This is a genomic window from Shewanella sp. 3_MG-2023 (assembly GCF_030548765.1).
Taxonomy (GTDB): Bacteria; Pseudomonadota; Gammaproteobacteria; order Enterobacterales; family Shewanellaceae; genus Shewanella.
In genome coordinates, this window is the sequence record NZ_JAUOSH010000004.1 from 1 (window position 1) to 20,979 (window position 20,979).

Below are 20,979 nucleotides of genomic sequence, written 5' to 3' on the forward strand. Positions count from 1 at the left end.
CCCATGCTAGTGCGTGGTTTGCCGTGTCAGTGGATGCGCATTATAGGCAGATTCTGAATTGGTGCAAGGGCTTTTTAAAAGTTTTTCGCATTATTTGCGATCTTTTTTATTAATCACACGTTACCCAGATTTTACCCCCAGTATTATCCACAAAAACACTTGAGACGACTGTTTTTTATACTATATATTAGGTACAAAAAAGGCAGCTAAAAATAGCTGCCTTTTAAATTATTAAATATTGCGGTGTTTTAGGTCAGTTTACCGTGACACTGCTTGTACTTCTTACCTGAGCCACATGGACAAGGGTCATTACGGCCAACTTTCTCACCGTCTCTAATCACAGTTCTTGGCGTTGCTGCTTCAGCTTCTTTATTCTCTGTTAGCGATTCTGATGCTGCATGCTGGTATTCACGTTGGATCTTGGCTTCTTCGTCACGACGACGCTGCTCCATATCATCAACATCTGATTGTGCTTGAACCTGTACCTTAGAGAGTACACTGATGACATCGTGTTTTAGTGACTCCAACATTTGTTGGAATAACTCAAATGATTCACGTTTATACTCTTGCTTTGGATTCTTTTGTGCGTAACCACGTAAATGAATACCTTGGCGCAAGTGATCCATTGCTGCTAAATGCTCTTTCCACAGACCATCTAATGTTTGTAGCATGACTGCTTTTTCGAACTGACGTAGCACTTGCTCACCAACCATCTGCTCTTTAGCTTTATATGCTTCGCTCCAGCTTGATACAATACGCTCACGTAAAGTTTCTTCGTGAAGGTCATCTTCTGTATCTAACCATTGTTGAATGGTTAGTTGAAGACCAAACTCTTGGGCAAGACGCTGCTCTAGACCTGGTACGTCCCACAATTCTTCTACAGACTGCTGTGGAATATATTGATCAATCACACCACTAACGACATCTTGTTCAATATTTGAAATGGTGTCTTCAATGCTTTCTGCGTCCATTAACTCATTGCGCTGAGAATAAACAACTTGGCGTTGATCGTTAGCGACATCATCATATTCAAGTAATTGCTTACGAATATCGAAGTTACGCGCTTCTACTTTACGTTGCGCATTTTCAATTGCACGAGATACCCAAGGATGTTCGATGGCTTCGCCTTCTTCCATACCCAGTTTTTTCATCATGCCAGATACTTTTTCAGATGCGAAGATACGCATTAAGCTATCTTCCATTGAAAGATAAAAGCGCGATGAACCCGCATCACCTTGACGGCCTGCACGACCACGAAGCTGATTATCGATACGACGTGACTCGTGACGCTCGGTGCCTAAAATGTGTAAACCACCCGAAGCAATAACTGCATCATGACGAACTTGCCATTCTGCTTTAATGCGAGCGATTTGATCTTCAGTTGGATCCTTTAATGCATCAACTTCAACTTTCCAGTTGCCACCTAACACGATATCGGTACCACGACCGGCCATGTTAGTTGCGATAGTCACTACTCCAGCGCTACCTGCTTGAGCAACAATGTCTGCTTCTTTTTCATGGAACTTGGCGTTCAATACTGAATGTGGGATCTTAGCTTGCTTTAATAAGGTCGCTAATAATTCTGATTGCTCGATTGATACCGTACCCACAAGCACAGGCTGACCACGTTCGCGACAACCTTTAATGTCTTCAATGATGGCATTGTATTTTTCTGTTGCTGTAAGATAAACCAAATCAGGCATATCATTACGTACCATTGGCTTATTAGTTGGTACCACGACGGTATCAAGTCCATAAATATGTTGGAACTCGAATGCTTCAGTGTCAGCTGTACCTGTCATCCCTGCTAGCTTCTCATATTGACGGAAGTAGTTCTGGAATGTGATTGACGCTAATGTTTGGTTTTCATTTTGAATGTTGACTGCTTCTTTTGCTTCAACAGCTTGATGTAAACCTTCTGACCAGCGACGACCTGGCATGGTACGGCCAGTATGTTCATCAACAATAATCACTTCACCGTCTTGAACAATGTAATCAACATCACGTTCAAATAAGGTATGCGCTCTTAATGCTGCATTTACGTGATGCAGTAATGAGATGTTAGCTGCTGAATACAGTGAATCACCTTCATTGAGCACACCTAGCTCAACTAACAGTAATTCAACTTTTTCTTGGCCACGCTCTGTAAAATGAACTTGTTTGGCTTTTTCATCGATACTGAAATCACCTTCACCAATCTCATCTTCTGTATCTTCTTTCTCTTGAACGATAAGGTTAGGAATAAGGGTGTTTACTTTGATATATAGCTCAGAGCTATTTTCTGCTGCACCAGAGATAATCAATGGTGTACGCGCTTCATCAATTAAGATTGAATCAACTTCATCAATCAGTGCGTAATGCAGCGGACGTTGAACTCGCTCTTGAGGAGAGAACGCCATGTTGTCACGCAGGTAATCGAAACCAAACTCGTTGTTAGTCCCGTAGGTAATATCAGAGTTATACGCTTCTTTCTTTTCTGCTTGACCAAGGCCTGCCACGTTAATACCAACGCTAAGCCCTAGGAATTCAAATAATGGACGGTTATTTTCCGCATCACGACGTGCAAGGTAATCATTCACGGTAATGACGTGGACGCCTTTACCGGTAATACCATTTAAATATGCTGGCAGAGTTGCGGTTAAGGTTTTACCTTCACCGGTTCTCATCTCAGCGATGCGGTTACTATCAAGTACCATACCACCGAGTAATTGCACATCGAAGTGGCGCATTTCGAAAACACGTTTAGATGCTTCACGCACTGTGGCAAATACTTCTGCCATAAGCGCATCTAAGGTTTCACCATTTTCAATACGCTGACGGAACTCGTCTGTTTTTGCTTTTAGTTGTTCATCTGTCAGCTTTTCATATTCAGCTTCTAATGCATTAATTTTAGTTACAACTTTACCTAAACCTTTCAAGGTACGGTCGTTACGACTGCCGAATACTTTTGTCAGTAATTTGCCTAACATCTTAATCACTTATCTCTTGTAGGTTGAGCTCAAATGAGCGACTTAACCGAAAATGTTATTAACTCGCTTTGCGATAGACGAACTTTCTTGGATCTATTTGCTGTCCGTTTCGCAAAACTTCGTAATGCACGTGGGGACCAGTTGAACGGCCTGTGCTTCCCATACTGGCAATTTTATCGCCTTTGGCAACGACGTCACCTAGGTTTACTGACATAGATTTGTTGTGTCCATAGCGGGTTCGAAGACCATTTCCATGATCAATTTCGACTAACCCACCATATCCAAGCATATTTCCAGACCACGTTACTACACCTGCAGCAGTTGCAATAACATCGCCGCCTTCAGTGCCCGCAAAATCAATACCTTTATGCATTGTTCTACGACCATTAAAAGGGTCATTCCGTAAACCGTAGGGCGAAGATAACCAACCTTTTACGATTGGCCGCCCTGATATATAACGTTCTTCATCTATATGGAGATTAGTTGACACTGTTTCAAGTAGAGACAGCTGAACATTATTATTATCAATTCTTGATACCAACTGGGTCATATCATTTAACAGTTGGTTTATTTCCACGCCTGTGCCTATTTCACTCAATCCTCCGACACCCACTTCTGTGGCAAAGTCGAATTGATCTTCGAGTAAATTATTTTCAGCAACTTGCTGACCGAGGGCTTCGAGGCGGGTAATTTTTGCTTGCATAGAGGCGACATGAGTCACCAATGTGGCTAATTGGGTTTCTGTTGCTTGTTTGAGGCTAATGACTTGCTGCTTTTGTTGCTCGCGCAACTTTTTATTTTCATCAACTTTGGTTTGTTGCTCAGCAAAACGATCGGCACTTTGTTGATAGATGCCGGTTCCCGCTACAACTAATAGGATAGGTAGAAGTAACCAACGCTTGCTAGGATGCCAGCGAGTTACTCCGTTTCGACCTTGGATAAAAACTGTTACACTCATAGCCTAACTCAGCCATCTTATTATCATATGAAAAAGCCCCCGCAAGATCTCAGTAGCTTACTACATCAATCTGGACAATTACCGGCATTGGCTGAAAAAGCAGAACTATTAAATCAACTTAATAATTACGTAAAGCAGAGTTTAACAGGTCCTGTTGTTGAACAGCTTAAAGTCGCTAATCTTCGGCAGGGTGTTCTTGTAATTGAAACTACATCGGCTGCTTGGGCTGCTAGAATAAACTTCCAAAAGACCAAATTACTGCAACAACTTAAGGAAGAAACCCTTCCAATGCTTACCGCTATAGAGGTTAAAGTTAACCCAGGGTTAGCAATATCACCAAGCAAAACCTCAACTAATTACGCAACTATTAGCCCTGTCGCGGCAGAACATTTACAAACGTTGGCTGATCATGTTGAAGGGTCACTAGGTGAAAAACTAAAACGGCTGGCTGCATTGGCCAGCCGTAATAGGCAATCTTAACTATATTATGCGAAAGACGCTGCGCCGGGTACCATAAAGCTTAACGGTACATCGACTTCATTTTCAAAGCTGACTAACTCCCACGCTTCTTGTTGGGCTAATAACGCTCTAACCAATTGGTTATTTAAAGCATGACCCGTTTTATACGCACAGAACTCACCAACAATAGCATGCCCTGCGACATATAAATCACCAAAAGCATCAAGAATTTTGTGCTTAACAAATTCGTCCTCATAACGCAGACCATCAGGGTTAAGGACACGATATTCATCAAGCACGACGGCATTTTCCATGCTGCCACCCAGTGCTAAGTTATTGGCTCGAAGATATTCAATATCTCGCATAAAACCAAATGTTCTTGCACGGCTGATATCTTTCACAAATGCAGATGTTGAAAAATCCATAACCATATGCTGTTGACTACGAGAGATTTCTGGGTGATTAAAGTCGATTTTAAAATCCACTCTAAAGCCTTTAAATGGCTTTAACTCAGCCCATTTATCGCCGTCTTCAACACGCACAGTTTTATTGATTTTGATATATTTTTTAGCGACTGCTTGCTCTTTAATACCTGCACTTTGCAGTAAAAAAACAAACGGACTTGCACTGCCATCCATAATCGGGATTTCAGGAGCATCAACTTCAATAACTGCGTTATCAATGCCAAGGCCTGCAAGTGCTGCAAATAAATGTTCGATAGTTGAAATGCGAACACCTTCATCATTAACTAATGCCGTACACATAGTTGTTTCACGCACAAGATGAGCCTTAGCAGGAATTTCCACTGCAGGGCTTAAATCTGTACGACGAAGTACGATACCAGTATTGACAGGTGCGGGCATAATGCACAGAGTGACCTTGTTGCCGGAATGAAGCCCGACACCAGTACTCTTCACCATCTTTTGAACAGTTCTTTGAAAAATCATTCAGTTACCCGTTTTAATCACTTTAAAATAAACATTCATGCGCTATATATACTGAGTTTACCCAGCAAGCTGAGGCGGTATACTACCATAAAATTGCCTTTCCACAAAAAAAGTACCATTTAGTGGTTTTTAATACGCCTCTACTTACACAAGCAACATTTTATCAACATCTTATGCATTCAACATTCTAAATTTACTACCAAACTGTAATTAATCAGCTTGTTTACGTAAAAATGCTGGGATATCTAAATAGTCACCATCTGCGCGAGCTGTTGGCTGTGCTACTGGTTGCTGAGCAGGAACAGCATTACCTGTTGGTGCAACATAATTTGTTGCCGCAACTTGCTCTTCAACTGGCTCAGCTTTAACTTCAATTGGTGCAGGCTCTGGGCGTGAAACTGGTTTTGTCACTAATTGAATATCAGGCTTTTTCTCTGCGCCGATACCTGTAGCAACTACAGTTACGCGTAGCTCTTCGCTCATTTCAGGATCAATTACTGCACCGACTACTACTGTTGCGTTATCAGATGCATAAGCTTTAACGTGGTTACCCACTGTTTCTAGCTCTTCAATACTGATATCTAAACCAGCGGTGATATTCACCAATACGCCACGAGCGCCAGCAAGATCAATATCTTCTAGTAATGGACTAGCCACAGCAGCTTCTGCCGCTTCTTCAGCGCGATCATCACCAGTTGCAACGCCTGTACCCATCATGGCATTACCCATTTCAGACATAACCGTTTTAACGTCGGCGAAATCCACGTTGATTAAACCAGGACGAGTAATTAACTCAGCAATACCCTGCACTGCGCCTAGCAATACGTTATTAGCTGCAGCAAATGCATCTAATAATGATGTACCACGGCCCAATACTTTCAATAACTTTTCGTTAGGTATAGTAATCAATGAATCAACATGCTTTGCCAGCTCTGCAATACCTTGCTCAGCAAATAACATGCGTTTTTTGCCTTCAAATGGAAAAGGCTTTGTGACTACAGCAACGGTTAAAATGCCTTCTTCACGGGCAATTTCAGCCACAACAGGGGCTGCACCAGTACCGGTACCACCGCCCATACCTGCGGCAATAAAGATCATGTCAGATCCTTTGATTGCTGCACGAATGTTTTCTTTATCTTCTTCTGCCGCTTGACGACCAACATCAGGGTTTGCTCCAGCACCTAAACCTTTGGTGACATCACGCCCCAATTGAATAGTTGAACCAGCACCTGACTTACGTAATGCCTGAGCATCCGTGTTAGTTACGATAAATTCAACACCTTCGATGCTGTGCTTTACCATATGTTCGACTGCGTTACCGCCGCCACCACCGACGCCGATGACTTTAATCACCGCTTCGTCGTTATGAGTGTCCATGATCTCAAACATAGTCTGATCTCCGTTTGTCTGCGTTATTAAAATTCACCCTTAAACCAGCTTTTGACCCGATTCAAAAGACTGGTAACCCCTTGACGTTCAGGACGTTCGAACTGACGTTCGATTACGCGTCTGGCGCCGTAATGAAGCAAACCTATTCCTGTAGCGTAAATAGGTTGATCTACATATTCATTTAATCCTTTAACTGGTAGCGGTGATGCAACCCTTACTGGCATGCCAAATGTTGCTTCAGCAATATCCACCGCGCCGGTAATCATTGATGTACCGCCTGTTAACACGATCCCTGCAGCAATTTGATCTTCTAAACCACTGTCAGTTAATTCTTTAAGCACTAATTCAAATAGCTCTTGATACCTTGGCTCGACAACCTCTGCTAACGTATGACGTGACATACTGCGAGAAGGTCTGCCACCAACTGAGGGGACTTCAATGCTATCTTCGCGACTAACCATAGCGCTTCTGGCGCTGGCAAACTGTACTTTGATTTGCTCTGCATGGGTCAGCGGTGTTCTAAATATTTTAGCTATGTCACTACTGACTTGATTGCCTGCGACTGATATCACTGCGCAATGCCTTAGTGCACCGTTGGTATAAACCGCAATATCTGTGGTGCCACCACCGATATCAACAATACACACGCCTAAATCTTTTTCATCATTGGTCAGCACTGAGTCAGCTGATGCAATACCTGCAAACACCAAGTCATCAACAGTTAGGCCGCAGCGCTCAACGCTCTTAGTGATATTTTTCGCCATGTCGTTAGCACAAGTAACGATGTGCGCTTTGGCTTCCATTCGCATACCCGACATACCAATTGGGCTTTTTATCCCGTCTTGAACGTCAATTGAGTATTCCTGTGGTAACACATGCAAAATTCTTCGCTCTGTCGGGATTTTCACCGAACGAGCTGTATGGATGACATTGTCCACATCTTCTTGGGTAACTTCTTCGTCATTAATTGACACCATGCCGTTTTCGTTTTGGCAGGCGATATGTTTACCTGAAATACTTAAATACACTGATGATACTTGGCAATCGGCCATCAATTCAGCTTGGTCTAATGCACGTTGTACACTTCTTACAATCGAATCCAGATCATTTACGCCGCCCTTGTCCATACCACGAGAAGGGTGATTACCTAAACCAACCACGCTTATCTCGCCATCTGGCAGTACTTCGCCAATAATAACTGCGACCTTAGATGTACCGATATCTAAGCCTACGATAAGATTTCTTTCCTGATTCTTGGTCATTAATGTCGACTCTCTGTTTTAGTATCATCCCAGCCAACTGCGACACCTGTGTCATAGCGCAAATCAATTGTCGCTATTGGCTTTTTATTTTGTATTATTTCAGGGTAAACATTTATAAATCTTTGTATTCTCGACATCTTATCTTCTCGACCTAATTCAAGAAGAATGCCGTTATCTAATGTTGCATGCCAAGCATGGCGTGGGCTTAAACTTAAACTTGCTAAGGTAAAGCCATTAATACTTAATAAATCTGCTAATTGCTGATAGCTAGTTAACACTTCAGCTGACATATCCTCAGGACCTGACAACATAGGCAAGGCATTAATCATGGGATGGGCCTGGGCTTTAAACGCTTCACCGTCCACATTAAGCCAATCATTGCCATTCCAATGCGCTACCGCTTGTTGCTCTTGCAAGTTCACTTTCAACTTAGCTGGCCATTCGCGTCTGACTGAGGCGCGATATACCCAAGGTAAAGCCTCTAAAGCGTGCTGCACTTCAACCACATCGGCACTAAAAAAGCTGCTCTGCATCAAGGCCTGTAGCGCCGCTTGAATATCTGCGTCACTGGTATATAAACGCTCGCCGTGAATTGCTACGGCCTCAATGGGCAAGGCATCTGCATCATTAAGCAGCGTATTTAACTTTAAACTGGCCCAGACAATGGTCATTAACACCATGAGCAAAAACAATAACCCGGTATACAAGTACCAGTTGATTTCACTCAAATGGCTTCGTAACTGACGGGCTTTATCACTCCACGCCACGGTTACTGTAACTCCACAATGTACAATGTCACTTTCATTGGCCAATTCACCATTATATCTAGCATACCGATTGTAATAAAGTATCTATTTTACAATCATTTATAGTGCAAAAATTACTCACCACTTTTAGCATTGTTTAAATTATCAAAACCTAAATTGGTTGTAGCTAGCAATTTGGACAAAGCGCCGATATTACCTGCACCTTGGGTTAGCAATAAATCACCCTCTTGCAATACGTCAGGCAATACATCGGTTAATAGCTCAGGTGAAGCCACAAATATCGGTTCCACTTGACCTCTTAAACGGATAGAGCGACATAAAGCGCGTCCATCTGCACCAGGAATGACACTTTCGCCAGCGGCATAGACATCCAGTAATAGCAGTCCATCTACCTGTGACAGCACCTCGATAAAGTCATCATATAAGTCGCGAGTACGGCTGTAACGATGAGGCTGATAGGCCATCACTAAACGCTTATCTGGCCAACCTGCTCTAGCGGCTTTAATCGTTGCCAATACTTCACTTGGGTGATGACCGTAATCATCAACTAGCATCACCTTGCCATTAGCGGTATCAAACTCGCCAAGATGCTGAAAACGTCTCCCAATGCCTTCAAAGTCAGCAAGGGCTGTTACAATCGCTTCATCATCTATTTCATCTTCTGATGCCACTGCAATAGCAGCAAGCGCATTAAGTACATTGTGTTCGCCAGGTAGATTTAACACGATATCTAAATCATCACGGTTTTTACGGCGCACGCTAAATTGGCTTTGATGACCAACTTGCTTAAAGTTAAGCGCCTGTACATCTGCTTGCTCACTGAAACCGTAAGTCACAACCTGACGGCCAACTCTTGGCATAATCTCTTGGATCACTTCATCATCAATACACATCACCGCAACACCATAAAAAGGCAGGTTATGTAAAAAGTCGACAAAGGTTGTTTTCAATTTTTCAAAATCGCCGCCATAGGTATCCATATGATCAGCTTCAATATTGGTAACCACACTCACCATTGGCTGCAAATGCAGAAAGCTGGCATCACTTTCATCGGCTTCTGCAATCAAATAACGACTAGTGCCTAAACGCGCATTAGTACCAGCACTATTTAATAAGCCGCCAATCACAAATGTCGGATCGCGCTCAGCTTGGCCATAAACACTGGCAATTAAGCTAGTTGTAGTGGTTTTACCGTGCGTGCCTGCAATGGCTACACCATGGCGATAACGCATTAACTCAGCAAGCATTTCAGCACGGCGCACTATAGGAATGCGGCGCTGCTTCGCTTCAATGATTTCTGGGTTCTCGTTGTTAATAGCCGTTGACACGACCACCACATCCACATCAACCACGCTTTGCGCCTGATGGCCAATAATAATCTTAGCGCCTAAACTGGCTAACCTTTGTGTCACTGTGTTTTCAGCGATGTCAGATCCACTGATGTGGTAGCCTTCATTCACTAATACTTCTGCAATTCCACCCATACCAGCACCGCCAATACCGACGAAATGGATTTTCTTAATCCGTCGCATTTCTGGGATCATGGTGCGTAATTGGGCGTACTTTTCTGTCTTGGTCATGTCAATCCTTTCGTGCTAATTCAGCACAAATACTCGCGACTCGTTGGGTTGCATCTAATACAGCAACACTTCTGGCTTGATGTGCCATCTGTGAAACAACTTGTCGGTTTTCAGCAAAGAGGGTTAACTTCTCAGCTAAATTATCTGCATTTAATATGGTTTGCGGTAATAAAAATGCCGCTCCCGCTTCAACTAATACTGAAGCATTTTTAGTTTGGTGATCATCCACAGCATGTGGATAAGGCACCAAGATACTGCCGCGTCCTACGGCTGCCAGCTCTGATACGGTTAATGCACCAGAACGGCAAACAACCACATCTGCCCAGCGATAAGCCGCTTCCATATCATCAATAAACTCAGCTACATTGACGCTAGCAGCTTGACCTTTATCTTGATAAAGCGCTTTTACTTTCGCTTCATTGCCTTTGCCCACCTGATGCCAAACGGTCACCGAATGATGCAGGCTAATATGCGCCACAACAGCTGGCATAACATCGTTAAAAATTTTGGCGCCTAAACTGCCGCCCACCACTAATACTTTTAAGGCTTCATCTTCAGCAAATTTGGCGCTTTGTCCTAACTCAAGCAACTCTTGACGAATAGGGTTGCCGACCACCTCCGCTTTAACTGCGGGCAAAAATGTATTGGGAAATGCACACAATACTTTGCTGGCAATCTTAGATAACAACTTGTTGGTCATTCCTGGGATGGCATTTTGCTCATGCAGCACCAGTGGAATGCCTGATAATTTAGCCGCAACCCCGCCAGGGCCACTGGCAAAGCCACCCATGCCTAAAATAACATCGGGCTTATATTCATTAATAAAGGCTTTTGCCTGAATGATTGAACGTAAAATTTTAAAAGGCGCGGCTAATTTTCGAATAATGCCATTGCCACGCACCCCTTTAATATCGATAAACTCAATATCAAACCCATGCTGAGGCACTAACCTTGCCTCCATTCTGTCGGCCGTCCCTAACCAACGAACTTGCCAACCTTTATCTGCTAACGCTTTAGCTACCGCTAATGCAGGGAACACATGTCCACCTGTACCGCCCGCCATTACCAATAATTTCGGTGCGTTGGTCATATTAGGGCTCATTTTTTTACTCTCCCTTGCACCGCTTGAATCAAACTTATTCGCCGTTCATGGTCGATGCGGATCAATAACATCGCTGCCGCTGTCATCACCCACAAACTACTGCCACCATAACTAATAAAAGGTAACGTCAAGCCTTTAGTCGGTAACATACCGATACTGGCGCCAACGTTAACCACTGTTTGGAAACAAATCCAAATACCAATACCGTAGGCTAAATAACTTTCAAACGGGCGTTGAATACTCAAACATAAATTGCCCAATCGAATGGCTCTAAATGCCACAAAAAACAATACTGTTAATACACAAACAATACCTACGAAGCCTAACTCTTCACCAATCACGGCAAAGATAAAGTCGGTATGCGCTTCAGGCAGGTAAGATAATTTTTGAATACTATTACCTAAACCTTGACCGAATAAGTCACCACGGCCATAAGCCATTAATGACTGAGTCAACTGATATCCGCTACCAAATGGGTCTTCCCACGGGTCCATAAATGAGGTTACCCGCCGCATCCGGTAAGGCTCAAAAATCACCAAAAAGATAAACGAGCCAATACCAAAAAACATCAACACTAAAAAGTCTAAAATCCGTGCACCAGCAAGAAATAACAGACTTACAGTGCAGACGAACAATACCACTACGGTACCTAAATCTGGTTGCGCTAAAATCAATACTGCGAATAAGGTAAATACGATAATAGGCTTAATAAAACCCCTACTGTTCTCCCTTAATTCACCATGACGACGGACTAAATATCCCGCCATGTAAACAATAAACACAAACTTTGCGATTTCAGCCACTTGAATTCGCACCGGTCCAACACTTAACCAGCGCGTCGCGCCATTAACTGTGGTTCCGACAATCAAGACTGCAACCAGCATCAGTAACACAGCCAGCACCAAATACGCGCTATAGCGTTCCCAGGTTTTCATTTCTATATTGAGCACAGCGTAAGCAATCACGCCACAACCCATTAAATACGCCACATGACGATAAATAAAATGAAATGGGTTATCTGTCAGTTTTTGCGCTTCTGGCATTGAGGCAGACATCACCATCACAAAACCAAATGCAATCAAGCCCATTACCGCAACCAATAAACTGCGGTCATATAGCTGCTCACTAGGCCCACTCTCAGACAAGATATTAGGCCACGGCCGCTTGAGGACTTGTTGGAATAAGCTAAGTTGCTGCTCAGCCTTCGCCATCGGCAATTTGCTCCACTAATTGCTTAAAGTCATTGCCGCGTTCCATAAAGTTTTTGTACATATCAGTACTCGCACAAGCTGGTGACAACAATACGATATCGCCTGAGAACGTTATTTCTACGGCTTTATTGACCGCTGCAGCAAGATCGCTGACCTGAATACTATCAGCCTTTAAAGCTGCGATTTTTGCACCATCTTTACCAAAGGTAATTAATTGAGTGACGTTATTGAGCGACTCCCTCAGCTCTTTAAAGTCTGAGCCTTTACCGTCTCCACCAGCAATCAGTACTAAGTCACCTAAATGATCACTTAAGCCATTTAATGCCGCTACAGTTGCACCAACATTAGTCGCCTTAGAGTCATTTATATAGGTAACGCCTTGCTTAATACCCGCCATTTCACAACGATGTTCAAGACCTTTAAAGTTGCTGGCAACCTCGGTCATAAACTTTTTATCAATACCGCAAGCATCGGTTAGTGCCATAGCAGCAAGTAAATTGGCGTGATTATGACTGCCGATTAAACTGACCTCATGCAGATTCATGATTTCACTTTCACCGTGGAAAATCTTGCCATCAGCAATCCCCCAAGCATCGCCTTCAGGTACACCTAAACCAAAGGTATTTTGGTTTGTTGGCTCATCAGGAAATGTCAGTGGGTCATCACGGTTAAACATCACAAAGCGGCTTTGTGGATATAAGCGTAACTTAGCTTCTCTATAAGCATGCAGATCATGATATCTATCCATATGATCTTCACTAATATTAAGGCAGGTTGCCGCCACACAATTTAAGCTAAAAGTGGTTTCCAGCTGAAAGCTAGATAGCTCCAATACAAAAATATCCGCATCGGTTGCCAGTAAATCTAATACTGGAATACCAATATTGCCGCCAACAGCGACCTTTTTACCGGCTGCTTTTAATATGTCGTAAACCAAGGTAGTCACAGTGGTTTTACCGTTTGAGCCAGTAATCGCTACCACGCAAGGTGACTTTTCAGCAACCGCACGGGCAAACAGCTCCACATCGCCAATCACTTCAATACCCATGTCCATCGCCGCGCGAATTTCCGGCGTATCAATAGCGATGCCTGGACTGACAATAATTTGCTGCGCCTGCACTAAAGAGCGGCACATAAAGCCACCAGTAATTAGTTCAACCTCAGGGAACTCTGCTGCCAGAGTATCGCTTCCAGGCGGCGTTCTGCGGCTATCCATCACCAGTGGGGTAATACCTTGGGACATTAAGTAGCGCACAACAGAAATACCTGTTGCGCCTAATCCCAATACGATGTGTGAATAGCATGTTTGCATTGCTAACTACCTTAACTTAAGCGTTGCCAGCCCTAGCATGACTAGGAATAGTGAAATAATCCAAAAGCGCACAATCACTCTTGGCTCCGGCCAACCTTTTAATTCGTAATGGTGGTGAATAGGTGCCATTCTAAAAATCCGCTGACCGCGCAATTTATATGAACCCACCTGTAAAATCACCGACACCGTTTCCATCACAAAAACGCCGCCCATAATCACCAATAACACTTCTTGGCGGACTAACACTGCAATGGCGCCCAATCCTGCACCTAATGCTAATGAGCCTACATCACCCATAAACACTTGCGCTGGGTAGGTGTTAAACCATAAAAACCCTAAACCAGCCCCGACTATCGCGGTACATACAATCACTAGTTCACCAGCATCCGGCAAGTGTGGAATATGTAAATAACTCGCAAACTGTGCATGACCTGATAAATAGGCAATCAATGCAAATGCAGCTGCTACCATAACAGTTGGCATGATAGCTAAACCATCAAGACCATCGGTTAAGTTAACCGCGTTACTGGCACCCACTATGGTGAAGTACGCAAGGACAATATAAAGCAGTCCAAGTTGCGGCATCACATCTTTTAAAAATGGCACCACTAGCTGGGTTTCACCCGGCAGCGTTGCCGAGCTATATAAATAGATGGCTACCGCTAATGCCGCTATGGATTGCGATGCATATTTCCAGCGAGCAATCAGACCTTTAGAGTCTTTTTTTACCACTTTCAAATAATCATCTAAGAAACCAATCGCGCCAAAAGTACCTAATACAAATAGCATGACGATGACATATCGATTTGATAAATCACCCCATAATAAAACACTGACAAATATGCCTGCCAAGATCAGCAAACCACCCATTGTAGGGGTGCCACGCTTACTAAAATGTGACTCTGGGCCGTCATTTCTGACCACTTGGCCAATTTGTAATAACTGCAAACGTTCAATCAATTTAGGACCAAACCACAAGCTAAAAATAAGCCCTGTCATCAAACCTAAGATCGCTCTAAACGTTACATATGAAAAAACATTAAACCCGCTATAAAATTGGGTTAAATACTCAGCTAAATAAGCCAGCATCTACACAAACTCCCCACGCCCATTGGCATCCAACAACACTTCGACTACAGTTTCCATTGCTGCGCTTCGTGAACCTTTAACTAAAATAGTTACCTCACCCGATAACTGATTTACTTTTTTAATCATTGCCTGCGCGACGGATTTTGAATCACTAAAGTGTTCAGAACCAAAGACTTTGCTGGTTTCAGCGCTTAGCTGTCCGCAACAAAACAAGGCATCAATACCCGCTGATTTGGCTTGTTGGCCGACCTCGGCATGCAAAAGGGCGCTATTGTCGCCCAATTCACCCAAATCTCCCAGCACTAAACATCGAAAACCTCGAGTTTGTTTTAACCAGTTAATCGCAGCGTCCACTGATGTTGGGTTGGCATTGTAACTATCATCAACCAGTAAAATACGCCCCAGCTTGTGCGGCACCATTCGCCCTTTTACTGGCGTTAGGCTTGAAAGCCCGTTAATAATATCTTTGAGGGCGACGCCTAATGCAGTACAAATGGCGCTGGCAGCTAAAGCATTACTGACCTGATGCTCTCCTGCTAAAGGAAGCTGCACAAAATGGGACTGACCAGAAACTTCTAAATTAAAGGCATAACAACCACTTGCATCAGCTTTAAGCGCTAATGCTTTAATATCTGCATCTGTGGTGGCTACTTTAGAAAAACGTAGCTGCTTAAATGCGGCTGATTTTTGCGCCATAAACTCAGCAAAGTCATCATCGGCATTGATAATGGCGGTGCCATCTGCGCTGAGGTGGTTAAAGATTTCCGACTTGGCGTGAGCCACGCCTTCAATTGAACCAAAACCTTCCAGGTGTGCATGGCCGATATTATTTACCAGCGCCACCTGAGGCATCACCAAAGATGAAGTATAGTTAATCTCGCCTTGATGATTGGCGCCCAGTTCAAAAACGCCATATTCATGCTCTTGGGTTAATCGCAATAAGGTTAACGGTACCCCGATTTCATTATTAAAATTACCCGCGGTATAAAGCACGCTATGATGCTGGCTTAAAATAGCTGCCACCATTTCTTTTACTGTAGTTTTGCCATTTGAGCCCGTCAAAGCGATGGCTTTAGGGTTTACTTTAGCGCGCACTAACCCGCCGATTTCGCCCATGGCTATTTGGCTATTTGCCACTATAATTTGCGGAATATCAAGCTCAAGCTGACGTTCAACCAATAAGGCTTTAGCGCCATTATCAATGGCGGTTTTTGCAAAGCTATGGCCATCAAAACGTAAGCCTTTTAACGCCACAAATAAGGTATTGGCTTGCATCGCTCGGCTATCACTGCTGACATCATCAATACAAATGTCATCGCCCACGAGCTTGCCACTAAGGGTTTGCGCCAGCTGTGAAAGCATCAGGGCAATCATAAGCGCTCCTTTAATGCCATGTTAGACGTTGGCTGAGTGAGTTCGATAGCCAGTGCTCTTTCATCATATTCAGTTCTGATGCCATTGGCCTCTTGATAGGTTTCATGGCCTTTACCTGCAAGCAACACAATATCGCCTGTTTGAGCCAGTGAAGCCACGGTGTTAATTGCCTTAATGCGATCAACTTGTGTGAGTGCACGCTCAGGAAATGCCAAACCCGCTAATACATCCTCAATAATGGCCGCAGGATCTTCACTACGAGCATTGTCACTGGTGACCATCACAGTATCCGCAAACTGCTCGGCCGCTTGGGCCATTAAAGGCCGCTTGCCTTTATCTCTATCACCGCCACAACCAAAGACACACCAAAGCTTGCCTTTACAATGAATCCGCAGCGCTTTTAACGCTTGTTCGATAGCATCCGGAGTATGGGCATAATCAACTACCAAGGTGGGCCCCTTTGGCTGATTAAAGCGCTCCATGCGACCAGCAACGGGCGTTAATAGTGGCACTAATTCAAGTAACTCTTGCATGTCATAACCTTGCAAATACAAGCCACTTAGGGCTGCCACAAGGTTTGCTAAGTTAAAGTCACCCAATAAAGGCGAAACAATGCGTCCGCGTAGTGCTAAAGTCGTTTTTTGGCCGCTGTGATTATCCAGGTGTGGGTAAACAAAATCACACTGCACACCAGCATCATTGAACTGCATATTGTCAGTATAAAATTGCGCCGTTTTATTGGCGCTAATGCTAAAGCCATAGATGGAATCTGTTGTTAGCTCATCGAACCATTGCTGACCAACACCATCATCAAGATTAATCAAACCATTTTTGACGCAGGAAAAGGTGAACAGACGCTTTTTAGCTGCGCCATAAGCATCCATATCACCATGGTAATCAAGGTGATCACGACTTAAATTAGTAAAAATAGCAGTATCAAAAGGCACGGCTTCCACTCGGCCTTGCACTAAGCCATGACTGGAGACTTCAATGGCGCACACATTGACCCGTTCGGCTTGAAATTGGTGTAATTGACGGATCAAAGTAATGGCATCAGCAGTGGTATTGCCACTATCGATTAATTGACCCCAAACACCATTGCCCAATGTACCCATGACTGCAGCTTTTTGCTGTTTAAGTGATACCAATTGCGCAATAAGCTGGCTAACAGAAGTTTTACCATTAGTTCCCGTAACCCCAATAATCGCCATTGGTGAATGATTAACCGGATACAACTGCGCTGCAACAGCCGAAAGCTGCCGAGTTAATTGAAAAAACGATATCAGCACCGCGCCATTATCTTGGTATTCAACTTGACCATGTTCATCAGGGTTATCGGTATGAATTAACGCCCCCACTGCACCACTTTCAATGGCTTTACTGATAAATTTACGGCCATCAACCTTGTGGCCTGGCAAGGCGACAAATAAACCACCTTGGGATACTTGGCGGCTATCAAGGCTCAGCGTATCCACTGACTCAACGCCAGCATAATGAAACCAGGGTGCTAATAAATCACTAAGCAGCATTATTCAGCCCTCTTAGCAATGGCGGCCAATTTAACTTTTTCTTGTTCATTTAATGGTTCTACATTCAGCATCTGTAACGCACCAGACATAATTTTTGCAAATACGGGGCCTGCCACATCGCCACCGTGATAACGGTCGCCTTTGGGTTCATTAACCACAATAGAAATAGCTAAACGGGGATTATGCACTGGCGCAACCCCGGCAAACAGTGCGACATAATCATCACCGTAACCACCGGCGACAGACTTACGACTAGTACCCGTTTTACCCGCAATAGGATAACCATCAATATGGGCTTTGGTGGCGGTGCCGCCACGTTCAGTTACCCCTAGCATCATTTCCATGACATCTTGGGCGACTTGCTGTGAAATAACTTGTTCACCTTTAGGTGCTTGTTTTAGCTTTAAAATTGATACTGGATACAAGACACCGCCGCTACCTAAAGTGGCATACATTCTGGCTAATTGCAGTGGGGTGGCCGTTAAACCATAGCCATAAGATAAGGTCGCGCGTTCAAAGTCAGACCAACGACGACGATCATGGATAAGGCCGGCGCTTTCACCTGCTAAGTTAATTCCTGAATAATTACCCAAGCCCATTGACTGGTAAGTCCCCAATAATTCTTGCACGGGCATCGATAAAGAGACTTTACTGATCCCCACGTTACTAGACTTAACCAAGATTTTATCTAAGGTCATATTGCCGTAATTAACCGTATCACGCACTTGACGGCCACCGACACGCATCCAGCCTGGTGAGGTGTTAATCATATCATCACGTTCAACAGTGCCCGCTTGCAGCGCAGCTGCGACCACAAAAGGTTTTACAGTGGAGCCCGGCTCAAAAGTATCGGTTAAGGCGCGGTTGCGCATGCGGTGAGATTGTAAGTTTTCTCGAGAATTGGGGTTATATGACGGTGTATTCACCATCGCCAGTACTTCGCCGGTGTGTACATCAAGTACCACCACTGAGCCTGAAGTGGCTTGGTTTATTTCTGTGGCGCGTTTTAATTCGCGATAAGCTAGCTGCTGAATGCGTTGATCGATACTCAAGACTAAATCATTTGAGCTCTCGCCTTCTTCCACCATATCTAAACGCTGTACTACTTTACCATCGCGGGATTTACGGACTTTTTGTTTTGAAGGGGTACCAGTAAGCCAGCTATCGTAAGCACTTTCGATGCCTTCAATGCCTACATCATCAATATTAGTTAAACCCACTAGCTGGGCGGCAGTTTCACCTGCGGGATAATAGCGGCGTGATTCAGACTTTAAATAGATGCCAGCAATTTTCAGTTGCTTGATGTATTCCGCTACCGCAGGGGTCACTTGACGCTTAAGGTAAATAAAGCGCCTTTTAGGGTCGCGCTGCACCTTACTCACAATCTCATCAACTGGCTCATGTAAAATATCTGCCAGCGCTTTCCAGCGGCGCATATCTTTAAATGCATCTTTATCGTGGGAAATTTTAGGATCAGCCCACACAGCTCGTACTGGCACACTCACTGCCAGCATTTCACCATTTCTGTCGGTGATTAGGCCGCGCTGTACTTGATTACTGGTGGTGCGTAAGGTGCGCATGTCACTTTCGTGACGTAGTTTTTCAGGCTCAATAATTTGAATATAGGCGGCACGGGCAATTAACGCAGTAAACAGCAGCAGCACAAAACCCACCACAACGAATAGTCGCCATGGGATCAGTTCAGGGTTTAATTTACGTTTAGCTTGTCTGCTCATTATTCCTTTCTCATTGCAGCCTTATAACCACTTCTTCTTTAGGTAGTGGTCGCACCATTTTTAAATCTTTGGTGGCGATCCTTGTCACTCGACTGTGTTCTGACTTAGATTGCTCTTCCAGCAACAAGTTGCGCCATTCAATATCTAAACGATCACGTTCTTGTAATAGCTGATCTAATTGCGAGGTCTGTTTTCGGGTCGCATAGCTGGTATACACCACACTCATCGCATTGCCGACTACAATTAGCGTCAGCAATAATATCCACTTGTGCTGCCAAATATCGGCTAACACAATGCGGGATAAATTGATTGATGACGGTGCCAATATAACCTCAGTAATTAATAATCAAGTCGCTGCGCAACGCGCAACACCGAGCTTCTTGCTCGTGGGTTTTGTTCAATTTCGACATCAGAAGGCTTCATCGCCTTACCAATGGCTTTTAACTTTTTAGATTTATTAATTTCAGCTTCAGTGATGGGCAAGCCATGAGGTACGCTTTCACCTTGGCTATGGCGACGAATAAAGCGCTTCACCATACGATCTTCTAATGAATGGAAACTGATCACCGATAAACGCCCTTCTGGGGCCAGTACCGACACAGCACCTTCAAGGGCTTGATCAATTTGCTCTAATTCACTATTGATATAAATTCTAATCGCCTGGAACACCCGCGTTGCAGGATGCTTATTACGCTCTTTATTTTTAGTAATTCGGGCAATAAGGTCAGCTAAATCTTTGGTTCTTAAAAAGGGTTTTTCATCTCGATCAGCAGCAATACAGCGAGCGATGTGACGCGAGTTTTTCTCTTCGCCATAGGTTTTAAATACCCAAGCCATATCTTCAATTTCAGCTCTCGCTAACCACTGAGCGGCCGTTTGACCCTGGCTGTTATCCATACGCATATCCAATGGACCATCACGTAAAAAACTAAAACCACGCTCAGCATCATCTAATTGCGGTGAAGACACACCTAAATCCAATAACACGCCATTGATTTTGCCTTTCAAACCTAACTCAGTAACGTATTCGGCCAACTGACCAAAGCCACCATGCACAATTTGAAAGCGAGGATCATCGGCGAACTGTTTAGCCGCTTCAATGGCTTGCGGATCTCTATCGATGGCAATCAAGCGGCCGTTTTCACCGAGCTGACTCAGCACATGCCTTGAATGACCACCACGACCAAAGGTGCCATCAATATAGATGCCATCCGCTTGGATATTTAAACCATCAACGGTTTCTTGTAGCAGTACAGATAAATGGGCAAATTCTTGGCTCATCAGACTCTTCTTAA

At 43.9% G+C, this 20,979-nt stretch carries 17 protein-coding genes; 1 reads left to right on the forward strand and 16 read right to left on the reverse strand.

Going from position 1 to position 20,979, the window contains the following annotated elements:
* Positions 1-248: 248 nt before the first annotated feature.
* Positions 249-2,969 carry a preprotein translocase subunit SecA gene (gene secA, locus Q4591_RS03190; protein WP_102440221.1) on the reverse strand — a complete coding sequence of 907 codons (2,721 nt, stop codon included), beginning with the start codon at positions 2,967-2,969 and terminating at the stop codon, positions 249-251.
* 58 nt (positions 2,970-3,027) lie between these two features.
* Complete coding sequence (locus tag Q4591_RS03195) at positions 3,028-3,927, reverse strand: M23 family metallopeptidase (RefSeq protein ID WP_102440220.1); 900 nt, start codon at positions 3,925-3,927, stop codon at positions 3,028-3,030.
* 27 nt (positions 3,928-3,954) lie between these two features.
* Between Q4591_RS03195 and Q4591_RS03200 the strand changes: the two genes are divergently transcribed.
* Entirely contained in the window at positions 3,955-4,407 is a 453-nt protein-coding gene (locus tag Q4591_RS03200) for a DUF721 domain-containing protein (protein WP_076537966.1), read from the forward strand.
* Between the two features lie 5 nt (positions 4,408-4,412).
* Here the strand turns inward: Q4591_RS03200 and lpxC are convergent, their stop codons facing one another.
* From lpxC to rsmH, 14 genes are all read right to left on the reverse strand, one after another.
* Positions 4,413-5,333: a UDP-3-O-acyl-N-acetylglucosamine deacetylase gene (gene lpxC, locus Q4591_RS03205; protein WP_076537968.1), complete on the reverse strand. Its 921-nt coding sequence runs from the start codon at positions 5,331-5,333 to the stop codon at positions 4,413-4,415.
* A 210-nt stretch (positions 5,334-5,543) separates the two neighbouring features.
* Positions 5,544-6,722, reverse strand: a complete 1,179-nt coding sequence (ftsZ, locus tag Q4591_RS03210; RefSeq protein WP_102440219.1) for a cell division protein FtsZ — start codon at positions 6,720-6,722, stop codon at positions 5,544-5,546.
* A gap of 26 nt (positions 6,723-6,748) precedes the next feature.
* Positions 6,749-7,984, reverse strand: a complete 1,236-nt coding sequence (gene ftsA / locus Q4591_RS03215; protein ID WP_076537973.1) for a cell division protein FtsA — start codon at positions 7,982-7,984, stop codon at positions 6,749-6,751.
* Complete coding sequence (locus Q4591_RS03220; protein ID WP_076538400.1) at positions 7,984-8,712, reverse strand: cell division protein FtsQ/DivIB; 729 nt, start codon at positions 8,710-8,712, stop codon at positions 7,984-7,986. Before Q4591_RS03220 ends, ftsA begins: the two co-directional genes overlap by 1 nt.
* Before the next feature lie 152 nt (positions 8,713-8,864).
* A complete protein-coding gene (gene murC / locus Q4591_RS03225; protein ID WP_102440217.1) occupies positions 8,865-10,331 on the reverse strand; it encodes a UDP-N-acetylmuramate--L-alanine ligase in 1,467 nt (488 codons plus the stop codon).
* 1 nt (position 10,332) lies between these two features.
* Positions 10,333-11,421 (reverse strand): undecaprenyldiphospho-muramoylpentapeptide beta-N-acetylglucosaminyltransferase, encoded by a 1,089-nt coding sequence (murG, locus tag Q4591_RS03230; RefSeq protein ID WP_102440225.1) that lies wholly within the window; start codon positions 11,419-11,421, stop codon positions 10,333-10,335.
* An 8-nt stretch (positions 11,422-11,429) separates the two neighbouring features.
* Entirely contained in the window at positions 11,430-12,644 is a 1,215-nt protein-coding gene (gene ftsW / locus Q4591_RS03235) for a cell division protein FtsW (protein ID WP_102440216.1), read from the reverse strand.
* Complete coding sequence (murD, locus tag Q4591_RS03240) at positions 12,631-13,956, reverse strand: UDP-N-acetylmuramoyl-L-alanine--D-glutamate ligase (RefSeq protein ID WP_102440215.1); 1,326 nt, start codon at positions 13,954-13,956, stop codon at positions 12,631-12,633. The genes ftsW and murD overlap by 14 nt, the downstream gene beginning before the upstream one ends.
* Positions 13,957-13,962: 6 nt before the next feature.
* Positions 13,963-15,045 (reverse strand): phospho-N-acetylmuramoyl-pentapeptide-transferase, encoded by a 1,083-nt coding sequence (gene mraY / locus Q4591_RS03245; RefSeq protein ID WP_102440214.1) that lies wholly within the window; start codon positions 15,043-15,045, stop codon positions 13,963-13,965.
* Entirely contained in the window at positions 15,046-16,419 is a 1,374-nt protein-coding gene (gene murF / locus Q4591_RS03250) for a UDP-N-acetylmuramoyl-tripeptide--D-alanyl-D-alanine ligase (protein ID WP_303459360.1), read from the reverse strand.
* A complete protein-coding gene (gene murE, locus Q4591_RS03255) occupies positions 16,416-17,951 on the reverse strand; it encodes a UDP-N-acetylmuramoyl-L-alanyl-D-glutamate--2,6-diaminopimelate ligase (RefSeq protein ID WP_102476551.1) in 1,536 nt (511 codons plus the stop codon). Before murE ends, murF begins: the two co-directional genes overlap by 4 nt.
* On the reverse strand, positions 17,948-19,684 hold the full coding sequence (locus Q4591_RS03260) for a penicillin-binding protein 2 (protein WP_102440211.1): 1,737 nt from the start codon (positions 19,682-19,684) through the stop codon (positions 17,948-17,950). The genes murE and Q4591_RS03260 overlap by 4 nt, the downstream gene beginning before the upstream one ends.
* Before the next feature lie 10 nt (positions 19,685-19,694).
* Positions 19,695-20,009: a cell division protein FtsL gene (ftsL, locus tag Q4591_RS03265; RefSeq protein ID WP_102440210.1), complete on the reverse strand. Its 315-nt coding sequence runs from the start codon at positions 20,007-20,009 to the stop codon at positions 19,695-19,697.
* 14 nt (positions 20,010-20,023) lie between these two features.
* Positions 20,024-20,965, reverse strand: coding sequence for a 16S rRNA (cytosine(1402)-N(4))-methyltransferase RsmH (gene rsmH / locus Q4591_RS03270; RefSeq protein WP_102440209.1), 942 nt, complete (start codon positions 20,963-20,965; stop codon positions 20,024-20,026).
* Positions 20,966-20,979 lie beyond the last annotated feature (14 nt).

Excerpts from the sequence above, each read along its gene's own strand:
- murG (WP_102440225.1), bottom strand. The coding sequence starts at position 11,421 with ATGACCAACGCACCGAAATTATTGGTAATGGCGGGCGGTACAGGTGGA.
- murC (WP_102440217.1), bottom strand. The coding sequence starts at position 10,331 with ATGACCAAGACAGAAAAGTACGCCCAATTACGCACCATGATCCCAGAA.
- secA (WP_102440221.1), bottom strand. The coding sequence starts at position 2,969 with ATGTTAGGCAAATTACTGACAAAAGTATTCGGCAGTCGTAACGACCGT.
- Q4591_RS03195 (WP_102440220.1), bottom strand. The coding sequence starts at position 3,927 with ATGAGTGTAACAGTTTTTATCCAAGGTCGAAACGGAGTAACTCGCTGG.
- murD (WP_102440215.1), bottom strand. The coding sequence starts at position 13,956 with ATGCAAACATGCTATTCACACATCGTATTGGGATTAGGCGCAACAGGT.
- ftsZ (WP_102440219.1), bottom strand. The coding sequence starts at position 6,722 with ATGTTTGAGATCATGGACACTCATAACGACGAAGCGGTGATTAAAGTC.
- mraY (WP_102440214.1), bottom strand. The coding sequence starts at position 15,045 with ATGCTGGCTTATTTAGCTGAGTATTTAACCCAATTTTATAGCGGGTTT.
- Q4591_RS03260 (WP_102440211.1), bottom strand. The coding sequence starts at position 19,684 with ATGAGCAGACAAGCTAAACGTAAATTAAACCCTGAACTGATCCCATGG.
- rsmH (WP_102440209.1), bottom strand. The coding sequence starts at position 20,965 with ATGAGCCAAGAATTTGCCCATTTATCTGTACTGCTACAAGAAACCGTT.
- Q4591_RS03200 (WP_076537966.1), top strand. The coding sequence starts at position 3,955 with ATGAAAAAGCCCCCGCAAGATCTCAGTAGCTTACTACATCAATCTGGA.
- lpxC (WP_076537968.1), bottom strand. The coding sequence starts at position 5,333 with ATGATTTTTCAAAGAACTGTTCAAAAGATGGTGAAGAGTACTGGTGTC.
- murF (WP_303459360.1), bottom strand. The coding sequence starts at position 16,419 with ATGATTGCCCTGATGCTTTCACAGCTGGCGCAAACCCTTAGTGGCAAG.
- ftsW (WP_102440216.1), bottom strand. The coding sequence starts at position 12,644 with ATGGCGAAGGCTGAGCAGCAACTTAGCTTATTCCAACAAGTCCTCAAG.
- ftsA (WP_076537973.1), bottom strand. The coding sequence starts at position 7,984 with ATGACCAAGAATCAGGAAAGAAATCTTATCGTAGGCTTAGATATCGGT.